Consider the following 17,194-nt stretch of genomic DNA (forward strand, 5'->3'; position numbering starts at 1 on the left):
GCACACACGATTTTAGAGGCTTGTGAGCACCATCACACAAAAAAGCTATTTATTATCATACCATGAAAGGTATAAAATTGTGAACAACGAGGACAGAAAGGAACGATTAAATGGCAAATATTGTGCTTTCCATTTCAACAAATATTCAAAAAGAGGTGATGGCTTACTATGCAACGCACTTTATAGAACGAAAGACTCCTGGTGTCATATTTGCTGCAAAACTACCAGATACAGCCATAACTATGTATAAATCAGGAAAATTAATGTTCCAGGGGGGCGGTGCTGAACGCGAGGCAGCACGTTGGGGAACTGTTGAAAAAACTGCTACTCCAGTCTCCACTATTGGGGCAAAAGGGGATGTACTGCCTAACAATTTCGCAACCATGTCTGTCTTAGGCTCAGACGAAACAGGCACAGGTGATTATTTTGGTCCAATCACAGTGGCAGCAGTGTATGTGCCTACTTCCAAAATCGAACTCATGAATGAGCTTGGTGTAAAAGATTCAAAAATGCTAACAGATGACTATATGAGGAAAATTGCACCTGATTTGCGTGTAGCCTGTGTCCATAGTGTTCTCGTCTTACGTAACGAGAAATATAACAACTTACAAGGAAAAGGCTATTCCCAAGGTAAAATGAAAGCCATGATGCATAACAAGGCACTACAAAACACGCTATCAAAAATGGCACCTGAAAAACCTGAATTTATTTTAATCGACCAATTTGCTGAACGTGGTGTCTATTACAATTATTTAAAAAATGAACGTGAACTTGTACAAGAAAATGTCTACTTTTCTACTAAAGCAGAACAATTACATGTAGCTGTGGCTACAGCATCTATTTTAGCTCGTGCTGCCTTTTTAAAGGAAATGGACCGTTTGAGTGACATTACAGGGCTTACATTACTGAAGGGTGCCTCTAACAAAGTAGATGTGCAAGCAGCCCGAATCTGGCGTAATCAAGGCGAAGAATTTCTACGCTCCATCACAAAATGGCATTTCGCCAACACTGATAAAGCACGGAAGATGAAGTAAATCGTACTATTGGTTGCTTAAAAAAGCTTTTTTGGGGTTCCTGAGGAGCGTGAGGCGCATTAGGAACCTTTTTGGAGCGGTTTCCTCCCTGGGGGTAGCGCTTCAGGCACCTTTTTGAGCGCTTGCCTCACTTTTTGGATCACTCCACACTTTCTTTTGAGCCGATTCTTCACCTTTTAGATCATCATTTTCACCCTTCTCAAACAAAAAAGACTGCCTCGTAAGACAGTCTTTTTTCATATATTAACGTACTTCTGTGCCTGCAATCGTAGCAATCGCTTTTAACACTTTGTTATGTGCGGCCACTACCTCTTCGTCTGTTAAAGTACGTTCTGGATCAAAGTATGTGAGAGAGAAGGCAACCGATTTTTTACCTGGTTCCATTTTCTCCCCTTCGTAAACATCGAATACGCGGATATCTTTTAATAGTTTCACACCCGCTGCATCAATAGCTTCCATTACTTCGCCCGCTGTTGTTGTACGGTCCATAATAAGAGCGATATCACGAGACATAGCTGGGAAACGAGGCACTGGTGTGTAAGCAAGTGGTGCTTCTTGTGTTGTTGCATTTAATAGCGCCACTAAATTCATCTCCATTACATACGTGTCTTTTACACCCCATGCTTTTTGCTCTGCTGGGTGAAGTCCACCGATAATGCCGACTTGCTTGCCATCTAATAAAATGCTAGCCGTACGACCTGGATGTAAGCCATCCACTTGTGATTTCACAAATGTCATGCGATTTGCTAAGCCAAGTTTGCCAATGACACCTTCGACGATACCTTTTAGCACAAAGAAATCTACAGCTTTTTTCTCACCTTGCCAAGCATGGTCTAGCCATTTGCCAGTTAGTACTGCTGCCACATGCTCTTCCTCATAAGGTTGCCCCTCATCTGATTGACCAAGGAACACGGAACCAATTTCATATAAAGCCACACCGTCAGCTTGACGTGCAACATTATATGCAGCTGCTTCGATTAAATGTGGAATAAGGCTTTGACGTAATGTAGAACGCTCCTCACTCATTGGCATAAGCAAGCGAGTTACCGGCTCAGCTTTCAAAGCAAAACGTTGCGACAATGCATCCGACGTTAACGAATAAGTTACCGCTTGATATAGGCCAGCCCCTTCCATGTAATGACGAACAACACGACGATTTGCTTGATAAGGTGATAAATTACCTACTTGTGTTGCACCCTCTGGTAATGTCATTGGGATTTCATCATAACCATAAAGACGAGCAATTTCCTCCACGATATCCTCTTCAATTTTAATATCTTGGCGACGTGTGGGTGCATCAATAATTAATAAACCATTTGCTGCCTCTACACCAAATTTTAAACGCTCTAAAATAGAAAGCATATCTTCTAATGCAATCTTCATACCTAAACGTTCATTAATAAAATCTGGGGAAACGACTACTCGCGCTGGTGTTTTATCCAACTCATCTACTAAACATGTACCTTCTAATACTTCGCCTCCTGCTAATTCAGCAAGTAGAGCGGCAGCACGTTCAGCAGCTGGTAAGACACGATTTGGATCTACCCCTTTTTCGAAACGAGCCGATGCATCTGAACGTAGGCCAAGATGACGAGACGTTTGACGCACTGTTAAACCATCAAAATAGGCTGACTCAATGACAACAGTCGTAGTTGAATCTGTTACCTCTGAATTAGCACCACCCATTACACCAGCAATGGCTACTGGCTCTTTGCCATTTGTAATGACTAAATCTGAAGCTTTTAATGTACGTTCTTGGTCATCTAATGTTGTAATTTTTTCACCTTCTATTGCTTTACGAACAACGATTTCACCCGTTGCTAGACTATCATAGTCAAAAGCATGTAGAGGTTGACCATATTCCATTAATACATAGTTCGTTACATCTACGACATTATTGTGTGGACGTACTCCCGCAGCCATTAGACGATTTTGTAGCCACATTGGTGATTCACCGATTTTTACGTTTTTCACAACTTTTGCTACATACATAGGATTTGCTTGTAAATCTTCTACATGAAGCTTCAGGTAATCCTGTGCTTTTTCACTAGCAGTTTGATAGGAAATTTCTGGATATTTAATTTCCTCTGAAAGAATGGCACCTACTTCATACGCTACACCTAGCATTGAAAGGGCATCTGAGCGGTTTGGTGTTAGTCCTAGTTCCAACACTGTATCACGTAGGCCCAATATAGCCAGTGCATCTGTGCCTACTTCTGCATCTGCTGGTAGGACAAAGATACCTTCTGAATACGCCTTAGGAACAAGCTTTCCTTCGATTCCAAGCTCTTGTAAGGAACAAATCATTCCGTTCGATTCATGACCGCGAAGTTTTGCTTTTTTGATTTTAATGCCACCTGGTAAATGTGCACCTGGACGAGCAACAATGACTTTTTGACCAGCATCAACATTCGGTGCACCACAAATTATTTGTTGAGGCTCTGCTTCGCCAACGTCAACTTGGCAAATATTTAACTTATCAGCCTCTGGATGTTTCTCCTTAGAAACTACATAACCAACTACAACTTTATCCATAGCATTAGCACGATCAATTACTGCATCTACTTCGATCCCAGAGCGTGTAATTTTTTCTGCTAATAGCTCAGGTGCTAAGTCCTGCGTATTGATATAATTTTTTAACCATTCTAATGATACTAACATGTTTTATCCCCCTTACGCTTCTGTTCGCTCAAATTGTGATAAGAAGCGAGTGTCACTTGTATAGAAATGACGAATATCGTCAACACCATATTTCAACATTGCAATACGTTCTGCACCAATACCAAATGCAAATCCTGAAACTTTCTTTGGATCATAGCCAGCCATTTCTAATACGTTTGGATGCACCATACCAGCTCCTAGAATCTCAATCCAGCCAGTGCCCTTACATACGTTACAGCCTGCTCCACCACATTTGAAACAAGAGATATCCATCTCTACTGATGGCTCAGTAAATGGGAAGAAGCTCGGACGTAGTCGAATTTCGCGGTCAGCACCAAACATTTTTTTCGCTAACGTATCCAATGTTCCTTTTAGGTCACTCATGCGAATATTTTCGCCAATGACTAAACCTTCAATTTGCATAAACTGATGTGAATGTGTTGCATCATCATTATCACGTCGGAATACTTTACCAGGACAAATTATGCGAATCGATTCACCTTTTTTGGCTTCCATCGTACGAGCCTGTACTGGTGAAGTATGGGTACGTAATAATATTTCCTCGGAAATATAGAACGAATCTTGCATATCACGAGCTGGATGTCCTTTTGGTAAATTTAGTGCTTCAAAGTTATAGTAATCCTTCTCCACTTCTGGACCTTCAGCAATTTCATAGCCCATTCCTATAAATAAGTCTTCAATTTCTTCAATGACACGTGTTAAAGGGTGACGGTTCCCCACTTTAATTTCACGACCTGGTAAAGTGACATCAATCGACTCACTCGCTAATTTTTCAGCAATGGCTGCCTCTTCCAACACGGTAATCTTTGTTTCTAATACTGCCGTTACATTTTCACGGACATTATTCACTAAAGCACCCATTTTCGGACGTTCTTCAGCTGATAATTTCCCCATCCCTTTTAGTAAATCAGTAATAGGTCCTTTTTTCCCTAAATACGCAACACGTACTTCATTCAATTCTTTTAAATTTGCAGCTGCTTCAATTTTAGCAAGTGCTTCTTGCTCTAATTGTTTTAATTGCTCTTCCATGTTAAACCCTCCTCAGAAAATAAATGCCTGCTTTTTAGACATAAAAAAACTCGCCCCTAAAAAGGGACGAGGACATTTTCGCGGTACCACCCTAGTTATTGCAAAGCAAAGCCTTACAATCACTTCATTGACATAACGACTTGATAAAGCCGGCTTACCTTTACAGCATGACACTGGTCCCGGTAGCTGCTCGCAGGCTGAATTCAAAACCGCATTGAAACGGCGTTGGCTCTCAATCTCTGGCCTACGCTCCCTGTCGTCCATTCACAATCTTTACTACTTCCCGGTCAAAGCATTTATTATTTAAAACTACATTTTAGAATAAATTATACAATAATGGACTGTAGCAAATCAAGAGACAACTGCCTCAATCCCACAATGAGCAATTAATTACTTGGCAAAGCCATATAAAACAATACCTGTTGCTACTGCGACGTTTAATGATTCAGCCTGTCCAAAAAGAGGAATGATCATATTTTGATCTGTCATCGCTAATAACTGAGGCTGAATGCCACTTCCTTCATTCCCCATAATAATCGCAAATGCACCTGTATGCTGAATATCACTATACGGCACCGCTTCCTCATCTAATGCAGTACCAAATACCGGTACACCTTGATCCTGTAATATATCTATCCATTCTGCTAAATCTCCACGCACTACCGGAATATGGAAATGGGAACCTTGAGCAGCACGTAGTGTTTTAGGATTATAAAGATCGGCACAGCCTTTTCCTAAAATTACAGCATCTAAACCTGCAGCATCTGCTGTACGAATCATTGTTCCAATGTTACCAGGATCTTGGACAGCATCAATTAATAACACTTTTCGCCAAGTAGTCATCACATTATCCACTAAGACGGGCTGTTTACATACAGCAAAAACACCTTGGGAAGTTTCTGTCTCCGCAAATTCCTTCGCTACCGCAGTCGATACCTCTACAATAGCTATATCATCGATTGGCCATAACATTGGCAAATCGATACCTTCACGCACTATAATTTGTAATACTTGGTTTTTATTTTTTAATGCTTCTTCAACAAGATGAAAGCCCTCTACTAGGAATTCACCCGAACGTTCACGCTCTTTTCTTGTTGTCGCTAACTTTTTCCAATATTTCACTAACGCATTTTGCGTAGATTCAATTCTCTTCATCGCTACCTCTTACCGCCTTTTTCCTATATATTGACCACTATTATACCCTACGAAATAGCAAATTTCATAGCTAAGTAAGAAAACTGTTATTTTCCTGTGGTGGCAAGTGGCGTACAACTTAAACATGCTATAATCATACATATCTAACGAAGACACAAAGTGAGGTATATAAATGAAAAAAACAATACATGTAGTAGGGGCTATAATTGAAAATGAGCAACAAGAAATTTTCTGTGCTTTAAGGAATCCCCAAATGATATTAGCAAATTATTGGGAATTCCCTGGCGGTAAAATAGAGCAAGGTGAAACACCAAAACAGGCACTTTCTCGAGAAATTCTTGAGGAATTTAACTGTACGATTCAAGTAGGGAAACAAGTGGCTGTAACACTCCATGAATACGAACAATTTTTCGTTCATTTAGAAACATACAAAGCTTCAGTTATTAAAGGCACACCCCAAATTCTAGAACATGCTGAAGCAAGATGGGTTCCCCGCAACCAATTGCTTGACCTTCCATTTGCTCCAGCAGATCTTCCTTCTATTCAAAAATTAATGGCCGAATTGTAAAGGCTATTCACTTTATCTCATGAAAATGAGTGACTTTGTTTCGTCCATGCTCTTTCGATTCATACAATGCTTTATCTGCTTTTTTTATCAATGTCGTCTCTGTATCTTCTGAAGTTACTGTGGCAATTCCCATACTGATCGTAAGACTGCCTGTTGGCCAACCATCCTGCTCCACAGTGTGTCTAATTTTTTCACCGATTTCTTTTGCCACAGGTATCTCGGTCTCTGGTAAGATGATCATAAACTCCTCCCCACCATAACGAGCGACGATATCTTCTAGACGTACTTGTATTTGTAATAGTTGTGCCAATTGAACGAGGACATCATCTCCAACTTGATGACCATATGTATCATTGACCTTTTTGAAATGATCGATATCTAAAATGCATAACGAAAAAGGTTCTGCTGTCTCATAAAAACGATTAAAATGTTGTTCGAGTTGTTCCTGGAAAAATCTCCTGTTTTTCAAGCCAGTCAATTTATCAGTCATTGATAATTCTACTAAAGCAGCATTCATGTCCAATAATTTCGCCTGCTGATGTTCTATTTCTACATGAATTTGCTCCAAATTAGCTAATGCACGATCCTTTTCTTGATAGGCAGCCTCAAGTAGTTTTTTGGCTGATCGTAATTCTTGTTCATAATCTATGCGCTTTTTCATCTTTACTAAAATGCAATCAATTCGCTCTACCAAATCCTCTTTGTACAATTTAGCATTCATTAAAAACGGAACCGACATCCCGTCCTTCTGTTTGAGATGAATGAATAATTCCTCTACTTGTCCCTCTAGATTAATCATAGGATAAAAATAAGAGTGAAAAATCATCTTATTGGGCGTAGATAGAAGAATTTCTAGATGCATATGCAATAATTCCTCTTGCTCATAGCCGATCCAATCTAGCAGGGTTTGATTGATTTCTGAAATAAGCCCTTCATGTGTGATGGAAAGAAATCCACATGGAGCATTGTTGAGTCGTTTTTCCATTGTTGATAATCCTTTCATTTTTCCCTACAAAAAATCTGCAATACATTGTATCGTTTCATTTGGGTGACTAATATGTGGATAGTGACCTTTTGCTTCCATTAATTGTAACGTACTATTTTTGAGATGCTGATGCAAATAATCTCCAACACCAATTGGCACAATACTATCTTCCGAGCATTGGATAATTAACGAAGGAACGGAGACCTTTGATAATTCACAACGATGATCAGATAAAAATGTGACCTCAGCAAATTCTTTTGCAATGATAGGGTCTGCTGCTATAAAGGTTTTCTTCAGTTCCTGTGTTAATGCTGGCTGTTCAGGATTACTCATTGCAATTGGTGCCATATAGCTAGCCCAACCTGTAAAGTTCATTTCCATCATGTCTAATAACTCCGCTATATCACTTCGCTCAAACCCCCCTCGATAACCATCATCATTTAAATAACAGGGAGAAGGACCAATCATAATCAATTTCTTAAAATAGTCAGGGTGCTGGATAGATGCGAGCAGTCCTATCATGGCACTAATGGAATGCCCGACAAAAATACTATTTTGTAATGATAGCGTTTCAATAATGTCCAATAAATCTTGTACATAGCCCTGTAACGATTGATATTTCTCTGATGAATAGGCATTTATATCTGAGTTACCTGAGCCTACATAATCGAATAATATAATCTTATATTTGTCCATAAATGCAGGCGTAATGAAACGCCACATATTTTGATCACAGCCAAATCCATGTGCAAAAATAAGCGGTTGGTCCCCTTGTCCGAGTATTGTTACATTATTACGAACAACAATATTTTCCATTCCAATCAATCCTTTTAGAAATATATGTAATAGTTTTATTGTGACCCCTTAAACAGTATTTATCAAGCTAAAACGTGAAAATCAAAAAGGAGCAGGAGTGCCGCTTCACCTGCTCCATTGTCCAGCTACAACCACTTCCTAATAGGTGGGATACTCTGCTGAAATTGAAATACATTATACGGATCATATTTTGTTTTCACTTCACGAAGCCTTCTAAAATTACGTCCGTAATAGGCTGTATGCCAGTCCTTAATATATCGATCTGGAAAATTCACATAATCACCAGACGTATAAGGTGATAAAGCTTGACGTAAATTTTCTACCCACTTAATATTTTGTTCTTCCTCTTTCGGTTTTTTCCAGGAAGTATTATATTCTTGAGCTATTATCGCATTGCGATAGTAATAGGCTGTATGCTGGGGAGCAATTTCACCTACTGCTCCTCTTAAAGACTGTTGCCATATTGTTGTATTTGAATTAGGTGCATGGGCTAAAAATTCTTTCATCCTCTGAATCGCCTTATATGGAAACGGTCTCTCCAAAAATGACCCTGATCTTTTTCGATAGGCAGGCTGATTACCGCTTGGTAAATCAAAAAATTCTATTGCCTTGCTATATGGCACTTCCTTTATCCAAATACTTGTTGGCAAGCCTGTTTTTCTAAGAGGGCGAAGCAATTTCTTTAATTCAGCTGCTGTTCCTATAAACTCACCTTGTGCGACTATCTCACCTACTTCCTTTGTTTTTAGCTCAATCTGTGAGGTTAGACGCTTATCTGTATAGGGAGCCCATTTTTGCCACGCATCAAAGACCACTTCAAAGTCATCCCATCCCCATGTAATAGAGAACAGTGATACCTCATTAATCGCATGAAGCTTGAATGTCAAAGAAGTGACTATACCAAAATTGCCTCCTCCTCCACCACGACTTGCCCAAAACAAATCATGATGTTGTTGCTTATTCGCTCTGATTACCTGAGCACCCTCATGTTCACTAGCTACCACCGTTTCGATTTCAATAAGATTGTCACAAGTTAATCCAAATGGTCGTGATAACATCCCAATCCCACCACCGAGGGTCAAACCGACCACCCCAACACTACTTTCTGTACCAGCAGGAATGGTAACACCATGCTCCCATAATGTACGGTATACGTTTCCCATATTAGCTCCAGCATCAATTCTAGCCGTCATTTCTGATAGATTTACCGAAATATCATTCATATCACTTACATCAATGACAAGCCCTTTATTTACTAAAGAAAAATTTTCATAGCTATGACGACCACTTCGAATTCTGAAAGGCTCATTGTTTTCTCTAGCCCATTTTAAGGCATTAACCACATCTTTCGTTTTTTGACAAAACACAATGACACTCGGATATTTGGGATTATTTAAATTATTATTCGTTCTCGCTTGTTCATAATCCGAATCTTCAGGCGTGACGATTCTTCCTGTGAGCTTCGCCTTTTTCAACATCAAGCCCCTTTCTCACAATGATACTTATCCTATGCAACTCATTGAGAAAGAATTTAAAATTTCAGCTTTTTTCTAGAATCACACTAAAATACTCTTTTTCACACTTGAAACATATGATGCACTAATAACAACGTGTTGGAGGTGTTCTATGCTTATCCATGTGGTAAGTGCTGGCGAAACACTGTGGCAAATCGCTAATCGTTATGCTGTACCCGTTCAATCGATTAGCCAATTAAATGCATTAGCTACTCCTGATCAATTAGCCATCGGACAATCACTGGTTATCCCTTCTTCTTATACAATTTATACCGTTCAAAATGGAGATACGTTATGGTCCATCGCACAGAAATTTAGCGTTCCCTTGCAATCTATCATAATAGAAAACCATCTAACGAATCCCGATCTATTAACACCTGGAACGAAATTAATTATTCCACCCATTGTTCATAACGTGCAGCCAGGAGAAACTTTATGGCAAATAGCACAGCGCTATGGTACGACCGTCCAAGCCATTGCAGTAGAAAATAATCTAAACAATCCCAATATGCTTTATGTCGGTTCACAATTGATGATCCCAAGAAAATTACCGATGATTGAAGTCAATGCTTATTCCTACCAACCTTCAGAAGAAGCTGTAGACTCCATTAATGCTATTGGTCATCTACTAACTTATTTTAGTCCTTTTGCTTATAAGATGAAGGAAGATGGGACATTACAGCCCATTACGGATGAAAATATGATAGCGGCAGCAAAGGCTAAACATATTATCCCTATGTTAACGCTCACTAATTTTACTTCTACAGAAGAAGGCTCTAATTTAGCACATGTCGTCTTGTCCAATGCAGAATTACGTAAAAAGGTCATGAATAATGTGTTACAGGTGATGCAAGATAAAGGTTATCAAGTATTAAATATTGATTTTGAAAATGTTTTACCTGCCGATCGAGAAAATTTCAATGCCTTTATTCAATTGGCTGTGGATACCCTTCACCCAAAAGGCTATTTAGTTTCAACAGCGCTCGCACCTAAAACAAGTGCTTCACAAACTGGGACATTATATGAAGCGCATGATTACGAAGCACATGGGAGAATAGCAGATTTTGTTGTATTAATGACATATGAATGGGGCTATCGTCTTGGCCCTCCACAAGCCATTTCCCCCATTAATGAAATGCGAAGAGTCGTGGAGTATGCTTTAACCGAAATACCAGCTGATAAAATCTTATTGGGTTTTGAGTTGTATGCACGTGATTGGCTCTTACCTCATGTCAAAGGCCAAGAAGCCGAAACATTTAGCCCGCAGGAAGCGCTCAATAGGGCCATCAAATACGGGGCAACAATTCAGTATGATCCAACGGCACAATCTCCTTTTTATCGATATGTTGATGAGCAAGGAAGGCAGCACGAGGTATGGTTTGAAGATGCAAGAAGTGCACAAGCCAAATTCGACATGACTAAACATTACAACTTACGTGGCATTAGCTATTGGGCATTAGGATTCCCGTTTCCTCAAAATTGGGTTTTATTAAACGATAATTTTTCTGTTAAAAAATCTTAATACTCATTATTGTTCGCAATAAACAAAGAGCTATGCGAATTTTTCCTTGTGAAGTGCGATCTGTGCTGACGGGATAAAAAGTTCATTTCAAAGCCATATTAATTTATATCAACAGGAAAGGAGCAACTCACATGGGAAGAGACAATAAACAAGGTCAAAGCAATAATAAAGGCTCATTACCTCAAACGCCAAAAAACCAAAAGATTGCACCAAATAAGGTGAGTGAGGAATTTTCTCAAGAGTTTATGGAGCTAATTAATACAGTCACACAAAATAAGAATAAGCAGAAAAAATAAGGGGGGCTTCAGTTGGATTTTCAGCGTGCACAAGAAATTGTCGCCTCACCTTTAGAATTTGAAGTGAGCTATAATGGCGTTTCCATCTGGATCGATCAGCTCCACGATGATGAAAAAACAGCGACAGTTCACCTACGCCGTTCTTTAGAAGAGCGATCTGAAGTAGCTATATCCGAATTAAAAGAAGAATATCTCGTTCACTAAACAGCAAGAACCTGCTTACTCAATAGTAATAAGCAGGTTCTTTTTTAAATAATATAATCTTCAATATATTGAAGTTGTGTTAATACTTCCTCCACACGATGATGTAAATCTTTATAGGTTTCGGTCATTTGCTGAGGGGATATTGGCTTACTGAATAGATAGCCCTGAATATAATCACAGCCACCATCTATTAGAAAAGATAATTGCTCCACTTCTTCAATGCCCTCTGCCACAACCTTCAAACGTAAATGTTTAGCCATCGAAATAATCATGGAAACAAGTGCTTCATCATTTGGATTATGTGGCACGTTTCTCACAAATGTTCGGTCAATTTTTAAACAATCAATTGGGAATTCCTTTAAATAAGATAGAGAGGAATAACCTGTTCCAAAATCATCTACAGCAATTTGGATACCTAATGCCTTTAACTCATGTAATAGCTGTGTCATTTGATCAATATTCATGGTCATACTTTCTGTAATTTCTAATTGTAAAAATGACGGATCTAAATTGGTACGTTGTAAAATATCTTGTACCATTTCTACTAAATCCTGTTGAAATAACTGGCCAAGTGATAAATTTACTGCCACTTTCATTGGAGGTAAGCCTTGTTTCTCCCATGCTTTCGCTTGTGTGCATGCGGTTTCTAAAATCCATTTACCTAGCGGGATAATAAGGCCACATTCTTCAGCAATAGGAATAAAGACATCAGGTGGAACAAAGCCACGCGTTGGATGACGCCAGCGTACTAAAGCTTCGACCGATTCGATGGTGCCTGTCTTTAAGTTAACCTGTGGTTGATAGTCTAAGTAAAATTCATTATTTGCTAACGCATTATGTAAGTCTTGCTCTAACAAGATTCGATCTGCAATACCTTTAGACATATACGGTTTATAAAAAAGAAATCTTTGAGGTATTTGTCTAGCCTCTCGCATCGCTAACTGTGCATGCATTAATAGCTCTTCACCAGTCCATTGCTCCTCATAGAGAGCAATCCCAATATTTAGACTGCCATTCAATGAAAATAATTGGACCTGTAAAGGATCTGTCATGGCACTTTTAAGATTTAAGCAAAATTGCAGTAGTTCCTCAATCGTCTTTACATGGTCAATATAAATAACAAATTGTCCCTCACGCAGTTTAGTTGCAAAATAATGAGGAGGTACAATCGATTGAATTCGTTCTGCAACAAGTTTCATCATTGTATTAGAGTTACTTATACCAATGGACGAACGAATTGCCGCAAAGCGATCAATTTCTATGGCAATAATAGCCTTTTGCGCTTTATGTTGATGTAAATTTTCTTTTAACGTCTTTAGTAGTAAATGTTCATTTGGCAACAATGTAATATCATCATGATAAGCTTGGAATCGAAGTTCCTGTTGAGATTGTTCAAGATCCTTTTTAATTTTCAATAGCTGCTGAAATGGTTTTTCCACAGATGTATAATAAATCGCCTTTAGGAAAAAATAGAATGCTAAAAATTGATAGATCAGTGCTGAGAAATCCCATATTGCATTTTGATCTTGACTAACAATAAAGAAGATATCACTCACAATGAGAGAAATAGCTGCGCTAATGAGCCACATGGAACGCTTCGGTAATTTTTTTACATATGTACTAACAATAGCAATGGTTAAAATTTGAAGAATAATAGCAATTAGGTGTACCATATTATCAATCGTATCTAACCAATTTTTAGGCAATATTTTGGGCGAATTATAAGCCAGAAAAACGCTTCCTAGAACGAAAAGCATCGAACAACCATATGTCAGTATCCGATGATTCATGGTTAATCGCTTTTTAGGGTTTAAAATAATAAGTATAAATCCAATGGCTAAGTACAAACGCATTAATATATGTAGAGGCTCGTTCATAAAGTTCCATTCTCTAGATTGGCTAAAAAACAAGCTAATTAATTCTAATAAGGCAATAATGAAAAACATGTTTCCTATGTATAAAGTTTGATTGGATAATAAGTGTGAAAATACTAAATAGGATTGGATCGCAATTGCCATTGTAAAAACGATGATTAATACTTGTATCACCAATTTTATATCTTGATACATGTTACCTTGGAAAACACCATATATTTGATTGCTAAAGCTCAGTAATGGTATGACAAGTAATAAGGGTAATACCATGTACCAAATCTCTTTTTTCTCTATCGGATTAAACCTTCTCTCCACTCCAAACCCTCCATACTACTATCTAAACATTCACTAGGAAATTTTATCTATCTATATCGATTATTTAAATTTGAATTGTATATTTCTTTGACTTCTTACAAATCATAACACTTTTATCGGAATTTGTATGCACCTATGTGAAGTATGCTAATATTCATTTTATTTCAATATTAGCATACTTTTGATATTTTTAGTGCATTATTCCACTCTGAAAAGTTGAGATTTCAGCCTCTGGACGATTCTAACCCTTCTTTTTTTGATAGCAGCAACAGATAGACCTAGTGTATTGGCTATTTCTGGATCACTGTAATCTTCTACATAATAAAGTAGTAATATTTCTCTTTCTATCTGCTTAAGCTGAGACAACTTAATCTCAAGTAAGCTAGGATTTTTTTGATTGTCCCATCCCTCCAAGTCATTAAGAATAAAATTGAGTGTTTCACCATCAACAACCGTTATTCGCTCTGAATAGTTTTTTTCCTTTGATAATTCATTTAGAATCTCACCTTTTATCGAAGAATAAAGATAAGCAGAAAATTGTCCCTTTGCTGGATCTGCTTTTAGCCATGCCCTCCATACAGCAATAGAAGCAATATGACGATAGTAATCAAAATCCTTGTAAATATGGAGCTGTGTGAAAATGGCTGTAATCATTGGTTGCACTGCCTCTAAAATTTCTTCAAAAGATTGTGTTAATGAAAGCTTGTGATCGTTTCGAATGGACATTCTACTTCCTATCAACTGTGCACAGTTCAATTTTCCTAGGTAACACAATCTTAGACTGTCATGTTGCTTGAGAGCTAATGCTCATTTTCAGCATTTCAGCGCGCAGAAAGAATAAAATGCCTGGCATATTTAGTCATAATTCCCCAAAGTTATTGCAAAAATTATCTATTTTCTTTGGTATTTCATACATATTTAAACGTTAGTTGGACAAATTACTACTAAGGAGGCGATATAGATGAATTTTCAAATAAGAGATGCAATTACAGCGAATGTACATGGTCAATCTGCCGCAGAATTCAAAGACATTGTGGAAGATGCTATTAATCGTGGAGAAGAGCATTTACTACCAGGGCTTGGGGTGTTTTTTGAAAAATGGTGGAAGCAATCCAGTCCATCAGAACAAGATGAATTTGTTCAAAAATTAGAAAAAGTATTTGCTAACTGATTTTTAATGAACTGTGCATTCCATTTCCAATAAATGCGTGATAAAGTTTTACTTATCAGAAAATTTTGGAGGGATTGGAATGACTGTTGCAGTAGAATTACTTGTCAATCAACTCAAACAGGTTTTATTAGAAGAACAAGTGTCAACAAACGAAACGGTACGACAGCTACATGGAAAGGATGAATCTCATCATATGATGAGATTACCTGATATCGTTGTCTTTCCCCGTTCCACAGCTGATGTCAGTGCCATCTTAAAAATTGCACATGCACAACGTGTACCAGTTGTACCATTCGGTGTTGGCTCCAGCTTAGAAGGAAACGCGATTCCTATTGCACATGGTATTTCTATTGATTTCTCTGAAATGAATAAGATTTTAGAAGTTCGACCTGACGACCTTCTTGTAAAAGTTCAGCCTGGCGTCACGCGCTCTCAACTGAATAAGGAGTTAAAAAAACACGGTCTACAATTCACAGTGGATCCAGGTGCAGATGCAACACTAGGTGGCATGGCTGCGACGAATGCTAGTGGTACGACTGCTGTGCGTTACGGTGTTATGCGTGATCAGGTTCGTGATTTAGAGGTTGTCCTTGCAGATGGCTCTGTCATCCATACAGGTAATTTAGCCGCGAAATCCTCTTCTGGTTACCATTTAAATGGTCTATTTGTCGGCTCTGAAGGAACACTTGGCTGCTTTACGGAGTTAACGTTAAAAGTGTATGGTATACCTGAATTTGTGACAGCGGGGCGAGCTGTTTTTGACACAGTTGGAGATGCTGTTAGTGCTGTTACCGCCTTATTACAGGCTGGTAGTTCAATTGGTCGAGTGGAATTGGTCGATGAATCCTCTATGAAGCAGGCCAATGTCTATAACGATACATCCTTTAGCGAAAAACCAACATTGTTTTTAGAATTCCACGGAAACGAAGCGGGTATGCATGCGGACATCGCATTTGCTACAGAAATTTTTGAGGACTACAGCTGTCTATCCGTCGAATTCGAGCAAGATAATGCTGCTCGTAATAAGCTTTGGGAAGCACGACATTCTTTAGCCTATGCATATATTCATGCTTATCCTGGTAAGAAGCTCATGTCAACGGATGTCTGTGTACCAATCTCTGTGCTTGCTGAAACCATTTTATATGCACGAGAACAGCTTGATCATGTTGGACTCGCAGGTGGGCTTGTGGGCCACGTGGGCGATGGAAATTTCCATGCACTTTTAATGTTAAATCCAAATGACGCCGAGGAGCAGGCAAAAGCGGATCGCTTCAATGAACAAATCGTGCAATATGCATTACTTCGAGGTGGCACATGTACGGGCGAGCATGGTGTTGGCATTGGCAAAATGAAATACCAAGCCACTGAGCATGGTACCTCTTTAGTCGTCATGAAAAGCATAAAAGCAGCGCTTGATCCACTTAACATTATGAATCCAGGAAAGATTTTCACACTATAATTAACATTAAACCCGCTGATTGACTAGAGCATCAGCGGGTTTATCATTATAAATCATAACGGAAGCTCTTGACTAATATATCTCCCTTGTAAAATTCCTTCGACTCATCTCGCACAAAACCTAATGATAAGTAAAGATTTATGGCAGCCTGCATCATATCACCTGAGTGTAAATAAAGTGCCTGATCCTGTCTCTTTCTAGCAAAGGCAAAACTTTCATTTAATAATTTCTTAGCAACCCCTTGCCCTCTGCCTTTTGGATGCACACCTAATAAGCGCACAATCGTCGATTGAATATTTAGCTCTGGCAAGCCATACGCTTTCCCTGCATCCGTAAATAGTTGTAATCCACCTAATATGTCATCTCCGCGTTTTGCAATTAGAATTGTTTCTGCATTCGGATTACCAACCGAAGCACGGATATCACTTAAATATGATTGCCAGCGCTCTGGGTCTTCATAGTCCTTTTCATATTGCGCATAGCTCTCAACTAAAACTTCAAGATAGCTTGCATAATCTTCCTCTTGTAAATGTTCAATCACAATGTTCGCTACTGTCATTCTAATTTCCC

General features: G+C 38.7%; 16 protein-coding genes. 7 read left to right on the plus strand and 9 right to left on the minus strand.

All coding sequences use genetic code 11. From position 1 onward, the window contains the following. Positions 1–110: 110 nt before the first annotated feature. Positions 111–1,034, plus strand: coding sequence for a ribonuclease HIII (rnhC, locus tag LCP48_RS16925; protein ID WP_225340393.1), 924 nt, complete (start codon positions 111–113; stop codon positions 1,032–1,034). Between the two features lie 243 nt (positions 1,035–1,277). Here the strand turns inward: rnhC and pheT are convergent, their stop codons facing one another. From pheT to LCP48_RS16940, 3 genes are all read right to left on the minus strand, one after another. Beyond that, positions 1,278–3,695 carry a phenylalanine--tRNA ligase subunit beta gene (pheT, locus tag LCP48_RS16930; protein WP_216486115.1) on the minus strand — a complete coding sequence of 806 codons (2,418 nt, stop codon included), beginning with the start codon at positions 3,693–3,695 and terminating at the stop codon, positions 1,278–1,280. Positions 3,696–3,707: 12 nt separating this feature from the next. Next, positions 3,708–4,745: a phenylalanine--tRNA ligase subunit alpha gene (gene pheS / locus LCP48_RS16935; protein WP_004226385.1), complete on the minus strand. Its 1,038-nt coding sequence runs from the start codon at positions 4,743–4,745 to the stop codon at positions 3,708–3,710. A 390-nt stretch (positions 4,746–5,135) separates the two neighbouring features. After that, positions 5,136–5,900, minus strand: a complete 765-nt coding sequence (locus LCP48_RS16940; protein ID WP_009373879.1) for a TrmH family RNA methyltransferase — start codon at positions 5,898–5,900, stop codon at positions 5,136–5,138. Positions 5,901–6,072: 172 nt separating this feature from the next. On the opposite strand from LCP48_RS16940, the gene LCP48_RS16945 reads away from it, so the two are divergent. Next, entirely contained in the window at positions 6,073–6,468 is a 396-nt protein-coding gene (locus LCP48_RS16945) for a (deoxy)nucleoside triphosphate pyrophosphohydrolase (protein ID WP_202341320.1), read from the plus strand. 7 nt (positions 6,469–6,475) lie between these two features. On the opposite strand, the gene LCP48_RS16950 is transcribed toward LCP48_RS16945, so the two are convergent. The 3 genes from LCP48_RS16950 to LCP48_RS16960 all read right to left on the minus strand — a co-directional run bounded on the left by LCP48_RS16950 (position 6,476) and on the right by LCP48_RS16960 (position 9,744). Next, a complete protein-coding gene (locus tag LCP48_RS16950) occupies positions 6,476–7,453 on the minus strand; it encodes a sensor domain-containing diguanylate cyclase (protein WP_004226379.1) in 978 nt (325 codons plus the stop codon). A 24-nt stretch (positions 7,454–7,477) separates the two neighbouring features. Then, entirely contained in the window at positions 7,478–8,269 is a 792-nt protein-coding gene (locus LCP48_RS16955; protein WP_004226375.1) for an alpha/beta fold hydrolase, read from the minus strand. Between the two features lie 125 nt (positions 8,270–8,394). Further along, positions 8,395–9,744: an FAD-binding oxidoreductase gene (locus LCP48_RS16960; protein WP_004226374.1), complete on the minus strand. Its 1,350-nt coding sequence runs from the start codon at positions 9,742–9,744 to the stop codon at positions 8,395–8,397. A 151-nt stretch (positions 9,745–9,895) separates the two neighbouring features. Between LCP48_RS16960 and LCP48_RS16965 the strand changes: the two genes are divergently transcribed. The 3 genes from LCP48_RS16965 (at position 9,896) to LCP48_RS16975 (ending at position 11,805) form a co-directional block, all read left to right on the plus strand. Next, entirely contained in the window at positions 9,896–11,305 is a 1,410-nt protein-coding gene (locus tag LCP48_RS16965) for a glycoside hydrolase family 18 protein (RefSeq protein ID WP_009373875.1), read from the plus strand. 131 nt (positions 11,306–11,436) lie between these two features. After that, positions 11,437–11,601, plus strand: a complete 165-nt coding sequence (locus tag LCP48_RS16970; RefSeq protein ID WP_004226371.1) for a YfhD family protein — start codon at positions 11,437–11,439, stop codon at positions 11,599–11,601. Between the two features lie 12 nt (positions 11,602–11,613). Further along, positions 11,614–11,805, plus strand: a complete 192-nt coding sequence (locus LCP48_RS16975; protein ID WP_004226369.1) for an H-type small acid-soluble spore protein — start codon at positions 11,614–11,616, stop codon at positions 11,803–11,805. A gap of 44 nt (positions 11,806–11,849) precedes the next feature. On the opposite strand, the gene LCP48_RS16980 is transcribed toward LCP48_RS16975, so the two are convergent. After that, entirely contained in the window at positions 11,850–13,994 is a 2,145-nt protein-coding gene (locus LCP48_RS16980) for a bifunctional diguanylate cyclase/phosphodiesterase (protein WP_009373873.1), read from the minus strand. A 198-nt stretch (positions 13,995–14,192) separates the two neighbouring features. After that, positions 14,193–14,720 (minus strand): RNA polymerase sigma factor, encoded by a 528-nt coding sequence (locus tag LCP48_RS16985; RefSeq protein WP_004226364.1) that lies wholly within the window; start codon positions 14,718–14,720, stop codon positions 14,193–14,195. Between the two features lie 235 nt (positions 14,721–14,955). Between LCP48_RS16985 and sspI the strand changes: the two genes are divergently transcribed. Both sspI and LCP48_RS16995 read left to right on the plus strand, forming a co-directional pair. Further along, complete coding sequence (gene sspI, locus LCP48_RS16990; protein WP_004226361.1) at positions 14,956–15,165, plus strand: small acid-soluble spore protein SspI; 210 nt, start codon at positions 14,956–14,958, stop codon at positions 15,163–15,165. Between the two features lie 79 nt (positions 15,166–15,244). Further along, a complete protein-coding gene (locus LCP48_RS16995) occupies positions 15,245–16,624 on the plus strand; it encodes an FAD-binding oxidoreductase (protein ID WP_004226359.1) in 1,380 nt (459 codons plus the stop codon). 46 nt (positions 16,625–16,670) lie between these two features. On the opposite strand, the gene LCP48_RS17000 is transcribed toward LCP48_RS16995, so the two are convergent. Further along, on the minus strand, positions 16,671–17,183 hold the full coding sequence (locus tag LCP48_RS17000) for a GNAT family N-acetyltransferase (RefSeq protein WP_009373866.1): 513 nt from the start codon (positions 17,181–17,183) through the stop codon (positions 16,671–16,673). Positions 17,184–17,194 lie beyond the last annotated feature (11 nt).

Origin of the sequence: Lysinibacillus capsici, from assembly GCF_020217405.1 — a bacterium.
GTDB lineage: Bacteria > Bacillota > Bacilli > Bacillales_A > Planococcaceae > Lysinibacillus > Lysinibacillus capsici.